The following is a 9134-nucleotide window of genomic DNA, read 5'->3' on the forward strand; positions in this document are numbered from 1 at the left end:
ATATCTACGGCAAGGCGAAGCTGACGTGGTTTGAAGAGATTTTCGAAGAGTATTAGAATTATAAAAAACGCATAATATCAGATGTAGATAATTTGATATTATGCGTTTTATCATGAAAAGATTTTCTAAATCATCTCCTCAAATTGATTTTTTCACAGTCTAAAATATTTGATAGATAAACTATGAATTGGAGTTATTCTGACTCCTTACGAAAGCTAAATAATCCAGCAGTTAGAGTTAACATTCCAAATAGGGTGGCGAGAATTGAGTGATTTTCTCCAGTATTTGGCAAAGTCTTAGCTACTTGTTTCGAAATAGTTTCAGTCTTAGTTGCTAACGACTCAGCTTGAGTTTTTGTACTACTTGCGTCATTTCCTTTTTGTTCAGTATTACTACTATTTACAACTGGAACAGGAGTTGTACTACCTCCGTTATTGCGGCTTGCGGCAACTTTGAAAGTCATAGCATAGATACTGAAGTGATTGGTTTCAAAAGTCACCTTATCTGTATCTTGTTTGAACTTCAATGCCTGTAAAGTACCATCTGGAGCAACATAGTAAACATTTTCAACTGGCTTATCGGCAGAAAGACTTACTAGAACCATGCCATTTGGCTGGATAGCTTTACCATTCGCGTCATATAGATGAATGTCAAATGCCTTGTAGTCTTTTGATTCAAGTGAAGTCGGCTTGGTTTCTTCTACCTTGATATAGCTGACATTTTTGAGTGTTGCTTCTGAACCATGCACTTGAACGCTTCCAGCTTTGTTCGAAAGAACACGAGTATTGTTTGGGATGGCTGGATTAAGCGTAGGCGTTACGGGAGTTGTCGGTGTTATTGGAGCAACTGGTGTAACTGGATTTACAGGTTTCTCGCTTGGCTTTTCTGCTGGTTTCTCTGGCTTAGCAGGTTGTGGTTGATCAACTGGAACAGTAGGAACACTTGGTTGCTTGTCTGGCTTAGGTTGTTCACTTGGCTTAACTTCAGGTTTTACTTGCTCAGCTGGTTTTTCAGCAGGGTTCTTAAACAAGAAAACGTAAGTATCGTAGGTTTCACCAAATAGATTGTATGAATGAGTTTTAGTTTTCTCATCATAGCGATTTGTTTCTTCACTTGGGAATCCTGGATAATAGAGTTCTTCCAGTTTTCTATCCTTAGTTAATGTATAAACCTGAATATCTTCTTTCTTCTCTTTTGATTTGATAGTTAAAGAGATGCCACCACCTTGGAGAGTTCGATTTGTTCCGTAAGTTGGATTTCCATTTTTATTAGGAACTTCATAGAAGATTGTATAAGCTTCGTAGTTCATTCCTTCCAACTCTGGAACTTTTACTCGAACAAGAGCAGGTTTAAACCTACTGTCCATATCTCCAAATCCGCTACCTTTAAATTTTATCTCTTTACCGTTTTCGAACATCGGATTATTGAAATTCGAATTAAAAGTATTTACTTTTATATGAGATCCTGCATGAAGCAAGTCTGGTTCAGCTGTCCACCAACCGTAAGAGGTTTTTTCTACATTTTCAGCAGGAAGTGGAGCAGCAAGGTCGTTTGTTGTTAGAGTAGGACGACCTGTTCCATTATTAAACCAACGTTTTGGCTGGTCGTTACGATAAGGAATCTTTGGCAATCCAGTATTTTCGGCTGGTTCCACTGGTTTAGCAGGTTGTGGTTGTTCTGCAGGTTTAACCTCTGGTTGAGGGGTTTCTGCTGGTTTTGGAGATGGAACGGGTGTTTCAGCTGGTTTATTTTCAACCGGCTTGTTCTCAGCTGGTTTCGGCTGCACAGTTGGTTCAACTGTCTCCGCTGGTTTCGAAATTTCAGCAGGTTTTTCCGTTTCCGCTGGTTGCGGATCTTTAGGTGTTGGTTTTTCTTCTACTGGTTTATTTTTAGTATAAATAAAATAGTAGCGAAAAAGATTATCTCCTTTACCATTTTTGTAGCCAGAACCACGCAAAGCATAAGCTGCATCATAACTGACTCTGACAACTTTTGGATCTGGGTCGATATCTGGATGATCTGCAGCTGATTTTACGACGTGGCTAAAAGTGTAGTCGGAGAATTTTTTTGCTGTTAGTATTCCATCTGCATCATCTTTATCGGTATCGAACCGTAATGATCTAACTGTTGCGTGTTCTGGACTATCAATCCTGGATTCAGTAGTGTATCCATATTTTTGGACACGATCAGCATCCAAGAAATCTGCTTGGACTTTGTATTCTCGATAAGTCCAGTCTGCTAAAGTAGGAAAGCCTTGCCCATTTGTTCCGGGAATTGGCGTGTTTAGAAGTTTATCAGCATCTATTCCAGAAAGAGCGTAAAGCTTTTGATTTGCTTCAGATACAATCTTGTCGTTCTCTTCTTTAGTCATAGACATGACTGCGCCAGCTTTGTATGCCAAATCTTCCGCCACCATCTTCTTCATCTCTTCAGAATCTGTTATAGGTTGTTCTGGTTCAGGCGTTATGATTGGTAGACCTGGCTCAGGTAGCTGATTGGTTGGATCGACGTTGTATTTTTTCTCGATCTCAGCATTTTTCTTGTCCTCTGCGATAGCCTCATCTGTTCCGTTTGCGAGAATGTTGCCCTCGGTCGAAGGTTTTTCGACAGGCGCGGGCTCTTCTACCGGCTTTTCAGCAGGTTTCGAAACTTCTTTGCCTGGCTTTGGCTTAGCGATTGGGTCGAGCATACTGAAATCAACCCAGCTACCATTAGGTTTTGGTGCAGGTGTTGGTTGAGCAACATTAGGTTTAGCAGCAACATTTGGCTGCGGCGCAACGTTTTCCTCGGCACGCACCAAAGTTGGCACGGCAGCACTAAGAGTTACAGCAGAGAAAGTGACAATACCTAGTTTAGTTAGTTTATTCATAATTTTTCCTCCTTGGGAATGTATAATTGCCTTTTTAGGCTTATAAAATAACAAAATCAACTTCCTTTCAAGACCACAAAAGCAAAATTTTGAGCCAACTCATTCTCTAAACATTTAATGTTCTTGATAGAAGCCTTAAATGAACCTTTATCCATTAACTGAACAATACAGCTATTACACTATTACATATCTTAATAATTTTTAAATTTTTTGTTACCATAAGCTCGCTAACTACTTTAGAGATAGGGAACTAAGTGTATCGCGTAACGACCGTTAAACGATACACAAAAAATACCAGTCTAATACAGGTTAAAAACACTGTTAAACTCGTATTTTTTAAATATTCATATTGTTGTTTTGACTGTTTCATCAAACGGTCGTTAATCGAAACAAATTTACAGCTTCATTCTACCATTTTTCCCTATTTTTAGCAATGATTTTCCGTTTTTTTTTGACGATTGTTCGCCACTTTATTGCGTTCTAACACTTTATATAGGGTTGATGTAGAAATTTGTTCAGCTTTTGCAATATTACGTATGCTTATATTTGAATGTAGATATTTGTTAAGTATCCGCTCCTCCTTTTCTTTTGAAATCCGTTTTGCTCCTAATCTAACACCATTTTCCTTAGCTTTTCGAAGTCCTTCTTTTGTGCGAAACCTCAGATTTTCCAGCTCATTTTCTGCCACAAAGCCTAAAATGACGCAAAGTAACCTGCCAATAAGAGAGTCTGTTTCTAGTTTTTCATGCAAACTGACTAGCTGAATATGATATTCATTAAATTGTTCAATAAGTTCTAGTAGCTTAAACATAGATCGAGTCAGTCTATCTAACTTATAGATAGTGAAAGTAACCTGCTTGCCATCTTTCGAAAAGTCAGAGGCCAGTTTTAAGGCTTTTGTAAGTTCAGGACGAGTGTTATTTGCACCAGATTCCTTTTCTATAAAAAGTTTATCGCAATGTTTGAGAGCTTCGATTTGCACTTTCAATCCTAGGTCTTGCTTATGAGTAGATACACGGGCGTAGCCTATGTTGATAGTCTTTTGAGACATAAAAATCCTCCTGTTATCTTGATACAGAGGGATATTTTACTATGAATTTTAAAATAAGAAAAGACTTCAATTTCATAATCCCTATCTATGTACACCCCAAAAGCTAGATTATTCTATCTAACTTTTTAGGGTGTACATAGATAGGGAAGGTGTAATTATAGGAGTTTTACTTGTCTCTTTGTATTACCAAATAATCACGCGCTCTTCTGGTGAACGCCACATACCGTCTCCTTCTTTGACATCATAGGTTGTAAAGAAATCATCGAAGTTTGGCACTTGTACATTGACACGGAGTTTGGCTGGCGCGTGCACATCGACGCTAGCCAAGAGTTTCATAAATTCTGGACGACCTTTCATGCGCCAGATGCGACCGAAGTTGTAGAAGAATTCTTCTGCTGAGAAGTCTGGTTCTCTCCTAGCTGCTTCAAGCGCTGCAGCGATTCCTCCCAAGTCAGCCACGTTTTCTGACACAGTCAATTTACCGTTAATGGTTGCTCCATAAGAATCCTGTCCATCAAATTGGTCAATAACTTTTTGTGTTTTCTCCTTGAAGGCAGCATAGTCGCTCTCTGTCCACCAATCCTTGAGGCTACCATTTTCATCAAAGGAAGCTCCGTTGGTATCAAAGGCGTGGGAAATTTCATGGGCAATAACCGCCCCGATACCCCCGTAGTTAGCAGAAGATGACTGATGCAAGTCATAGAAAGGTGCTTGTAAAATAGCTGCTGGAAAGACAATCAGGTTCTTCTGTGGATTGTAGTAGGCATTGACCATATGAGCAGGCATGCCCCATTCCTTGTAGTCAACAGGTTGGTTCCACTTGCTCCAACTGTGTTTGATTTCCACACGCGCAAAAGCTAGAGCATTGTCAAAAAGACTAGCCGTTTCATCCACTACCTTGTCCTTATAGCGTTCTGGCAATTCTTCTGGGTAACCGATGTAAGGCTTGATAACATTGAGTTTGACGATGGCCTTGTCACGAGTTTCGGGAGTCAGCCAGTCATTTTTAGCCAAGCGTTCCTTATAGACATCAATCATAGTTGCTACTTTTTTCTCTACGTCTGCCTTAGCTTCTGGAGAGAATTTTTCATGGGCATACCAAAGACCTAAGGCTTGTTTGAAAGGACCTTGTGCTAGTTGATAAGCTGCCTTGACCTTGTCTTTAGCTTGTGGAACTCCTGAAAGCGCACGGCTATAGGCACCTGACAAGACACGGATTTCTTCTGTTAAATAGCTGGTTGAGAGATTCACAACACTTAAAATTAAGGTTGCCTTGAGGAGAGGCCAAGCCTCTTCACTATAGAATTGGTCTGCTGCTTGCCAGAAACGTTCTTCGTCTACAATAACCTTGTCTGGTACTTGTCCAAGAACAGCTTGGAAAAAGTCATCCAAAGGTAGGGCAGGCGCAAATTTCTTGAAATCTTCATATGAATATGGGTGGTAGAGCTTGGCATATTCTGAACTTTCTTCATTAGAAAGCACAACTGCTGCAATTCGGCGGTCCAATTCTAGTCTTTTCTCTATCAAGTCTTCAATTTCTTCACCAGAGAAATCATAAGCCTTGAGAAGATTTGTACTGGTTTCTTTCCAAAGAGTCAAGAGCTCTTCGCGCTGAGGATGTTCTTCTGCATAGTAGGTCGTATCTGGCAAGATTGTGCTTGGAGCGCTAGCCCATAGAACATTGATTCTAGCATCCATAAAGTCTGGCGATACACCAAAAGGAAGGAAGTTTGGTTTTCCAGCAAGCTCAAACTCTGCTAGTTTAGCTGTAAAATCCGCAAAAGTCTCCAACTCTTGGAATTCTTTAAGGAGTGGTAAGACAGGTGTGATACCGTCAGCTTCTCTCTTGTCAAAATCACGAACTAGGCGGTGGTATTTGACAAAGTTTGCCAAGATAGCATCCTCAGGCACCTCTTCACCTGCTAACCACTTGTCTGTTGTCGCCAGCATCAAGTCTTCAATTTCCTGATCTAAATCAACAAAACCTCCTGTTTGAGACTTATCTGCTGGGATTTCAGCTGTCTGTTGCCATTCTCCATTGATAGCATCATAAAAATCATCTTGATAACGTGTCATCTTGTTCTCTCTTTCATTTGTATTTGTCTTTATCTTAACAAAAATCACTAGGGAATGCAATTAAAAATGAACTTTCCTTTTCTATCATTTTTCAGTTATTATTTCAATTTTTTAAAAATTCACAAAAAAATTAATTGTCTGAAAAATGAATTGACAAAAAATATATAAAATGATAAAATTCTATCTATCTCATAGCTTTGCTACTTGAAATTTAAATATTAGGAGGTAGATTTTATGCTTAAGCAAAAACGTGTTCATTCTGTAAGTATTGCAGGAATCGCAGTAGAAGGATAGTAATACTTTCTTCACCGAGGCTGGTAACTAGACTTTCTCTAGTTACCTTTTCTTTTAATTGATATAAAGAGATATAATGGATCTACTAAAAGCTCGTCCAAAACTAAAAAAGGCTTACCCAGTAGTATATAAAGACGGATCGGTCTATATAGGTGGGGTTGGAGAAATTACAGAATATGAAGACCCTAGCGGAGCTATTGAATACATGCTCAAAAAAATGGATGGAATTAATACCGTCGAAAAAATCATAAGAGAAGTTTCAGAAACCTACAGTGAACTATCACCATCTGATGTAATGGAAGCTATTGATGAAATCAGTAAAGAACGATTTATCGAGGATTTAAATCTTACTGGTTCTAAAATATTATCCAAGTATGAATTAGAACGTTATCACAGAAACATCAACTTTTTTTCATCTTACGCAACTTTAAGTGAAAATAAATATATTTCTCAAAAAAAATTAATTGATTCAAAAATTGGAATTATTGGATTAGGCGGATTAGGCTCTCACATTATATATGACTTAGCTGGCTTAGGTATAGGAGAAATAAAAGCTGTTGAATTTGATGTCGTTGATATATCTAATTTAAATAGACAAATTTTATATAACTTTGATGATATAGGAAAGAGTAAAGCAAGTATAGCAAAACAACGCATCTATGAATTTAATCCTCAAATAAAATTTACTGTTGAGGAAAAGAAAATCAATTCATCTGAAGATGTTGTTGAATCATTCCGAGGATTCGACTGCTTAATACTAGTTGCGGATAGACCTAAAATCAAACTAGCAAGATGGGTAAATGAAGCTATAGTAAAGCTGAATATTCCTTTATTTTGTGCAGGTTTAGAAGCGCAATGAGCCCTGCAATATACTATTATCCCCAAAATATCTGGATGCATAGATTGTTGGAGAAATACTATCCAAAAAGAACACCCTATTTCTCACCTAATCCTTGAAGAAAGAACTCGTTTAAATTTAGTTGGTGACAATACTGCCATAGCTCCTCTAGTATCTGTAGCAACTGGTATCATTTGTTCAGAAGTTACAAAATATATCACTGGTATCGGTGAATTAACTACTGTAGGCCAATTAAAATCTATAGATATGAATACAATGACTACAAAAATAGCCGAGCATTGGCATATAGATCCCAATTGTATAACCTGTCGTGGAGGTAATATTATTGAATAGAAATTACAAAATATTGTGGCTAACATTTCTTGTATCCAACTTTGGTGATTGGCTAAGAAAATTAGCTCTACCTTTGCTAGTATTTGAGAAAACAGGATCTCCATTTCATATGGCTACTCTATACGGTATTTCATTTTTACCATGGATTTTATTTTCTCTAGTAGGAGGTATATTAGCAGATAAATTCAAAAAAGTATATATCATTTCAATATGTCATTTAATCTCATTAGTCATTCTAAGTTTGCTAATAATATCTTTTAAAAATGATAATATACTCTTACTCTTAATTTATATTTTAACCTTCCTGCTCTCCTCTACAGAGCCATTAGTCCACCCAGCATTTCAAAGCTTGTTACCACAGATTGTAACAGACAATCAGCTATCAAAAGCCAATTCAGGAATCCAACTTATTGACAATACATTAAATCTTATTGGTCCTATGATTAGTGGTTCTGTTCTATTACTTATTAATCCAGCTAAAGTTTTATGGGTCAATGCTCTTACCTTTTTAATTGCCAGCCTATTAATTCTCTGCATAAAAACTCCAGAAAATACACTAGTAAATATCTCTAAAAAAGAGAGTCTTTCTAAAACAATATCTATTGGTTTGCACTATGTAAAAAATGATAAAATCATCCTAAGTGGAGCTATTCTTTTTTTTGGAACAAACTTTGGTATTCATATATTTCAGGCCAACTTAGTTTACTATATTACAGATGTTCTAGGCTATACCTCCTTTCACTATGGATTAATACTCTCAATAGCTGGTGTAGGAGCTATATTAGGTGCTATTCTTGCCCCTGAATTAATTAAAAAGTTTAGATATGGAAAAATCCTCTCCATCAGTACAATGCTAGCTGGTCTATCTACTATGTTGCTATCAATTAACACAAACTATATATATATGGGAGTATTTTTAGGTTTGAGTAATATGTTTGGCAATATCAATGCCATTACATATTTTACGTTACGACAAAAAGTTGTCAAAAAAGAAATGTTGGGACGTGTTGTTAGTATTACTAGAATGATCTCATTTGCTTCTATCCCCTTAGGAGCATACCTTGGAGGGATACTTGTTTCACATAACTTAACTATCATAAGTATTCTAATATTAGCAGGTACTATAAGATTTCTTGCAGGGGGATTTAGTTACTTTAGTCCATTAACCAAAAGTAAAAACTATTGATGTTTAAAGTGTGATATACTGATTCAAAATAATTCATCAAAGAATCGCTCATACTCAATAAAAATCAAAGAGTAAACTAAGGGCTTATCCATAGATGGATTAAAACACTTTTTGAAGTACAGATAGTAAATCTAATTAAAGAATCTTTAAAATCATAAAAACGCATAATATCAGGTGTATAAACCTTGAGATTATGCGTTTTATTAGACATCCTACTAAATATATAGCAAAATAGAGTTAGTTGGAGCTGGAGTAGTACAATGCTGCTTCTAAGGCATTTTTATAATTTACTTTGAATTTCTAACAATGTTTTAAAAAACTCGGTGGACTATTCCAAATTCAATCCACTATATATTGATTCCCTTGTGTGATGTGTAAAGATTTTTTAATGACTTATTTTAATTTTTTCAAAAATTAACTTGACTTAATTTTTTTTTTAATGTATATTCCCATCTTTGACAGTTTT

General features: G+C 36.7%; 5 protein-coding genes. 2 read left to right on the forward strand and 3 right to left on the reverse strand.

The window, feature by feature from the left end:
• Window positions 1-193: 193 nt before the first annotated feature.
• From HT669_RS08815 to pepO, 3 genes are all read right to left on the reverse strand, one after another.
• On the reverse strand, window positions 194-2869 hold the full coding sequence (locus tag HT669_RS08815) for an LPXTG cell wall anchor domain-containing protein (RefSeq protein ID WP_166730939.1): 2676 nt from the start codon (window positions 2867-2869) through the stop codon (window positions 194-196).
• A gap of 427 nt (window positions 2870-3296) precedes the next feature.
• Entirely contained in the window at window positions 3297-3920 is a 624-nt protein-coding gene (locus tag HT669_RS08820; protein WP_000078994.1) for a recombinase family protein, read from the reverse strand.
• A 183-nt stretch (window positions 3921-4103) separates the two neighbouring features.
• Entirely contained in the window at window positions 4104-5996 is a 1893-nt protein-coding gene (pepO, locus tag HT669_RS08825; RefSeq protein WP_023940430.1) for an endopeptidase PepO, read from the reverse strand.
• Window positions 5997-6366: 370 nt separating this feature from the next.
• Here pepO and HT669_RS08830 point away from each other — a divergent pair, with 370 nt between their 5' ends.
• Together HT669_RS08830 and HT669_RS08835 are read left to right on the forward strand one after the other, a co-directional pair.
• Window positions 6367-7149: a ThiF family adenylyltransferase gene (locus HT669_RS08830; RefSeq protein ID WP_230531986.1), complete on the forward strand. Its 783-nt coding sequence runs from the start codon at window positions 6367-6369 to the stop codon at window positions 7147-7149.
• Window positions 7150-7474: 325 nt separating this feature from the next.
• The gene (locus HT669_RS08835; RefSeq protein WP_001081491.1) at window positions 7475-8668 is read left to right on the forward strand and encodes an MFS transporter; all 1194 of its coding nucleotides are present in this window, start codon (window positions 7475-7477) and stop codon (window positions 8666-8668) included.
• Window positions 8669-9134 lie beyond the last annotated feature (466 nt).

It is taken from the genome of Streptococcus sp. 2100, from assembly GCF_013276335.1.
In the GTDB taxonomy this organism is placed as follows: Bacteria; Bacillota; Bacilli; order Lactobacillales; family Streptococcaceae; genus Streptococcus; species Streptococcus pseudopneumoniae.

Coding starts and splice junctions, on each gene's coding strand:
- HT669_RS08815 (WP_166730939.1), bottom strand. CDS start 2,869: ATGAATAAACTAACTAAACTAGGTATTGTCACTTTCTCTGCTGTAACT.
- HT669_RS08820 (WP_000078994.1), bottom strand. CDS start 3,920: ATGTCTCAAAAGACTATCAACATAGGCTACGCCCGTGTATCTACTCAT.
- pepO (WP_023940430.1), bottom strand. CDS start 5,996: ATGACACGTTATCAAGATGATTTTTATGATGCTATCAATGGAGAATGG.
- HT669_RS08830 (WP_230531986.1), top strand. CDS start 6,367: ATGGATCTACTAAAAGCTCGTCCAAAACTAAAAAAGGCTTACCCAGTA.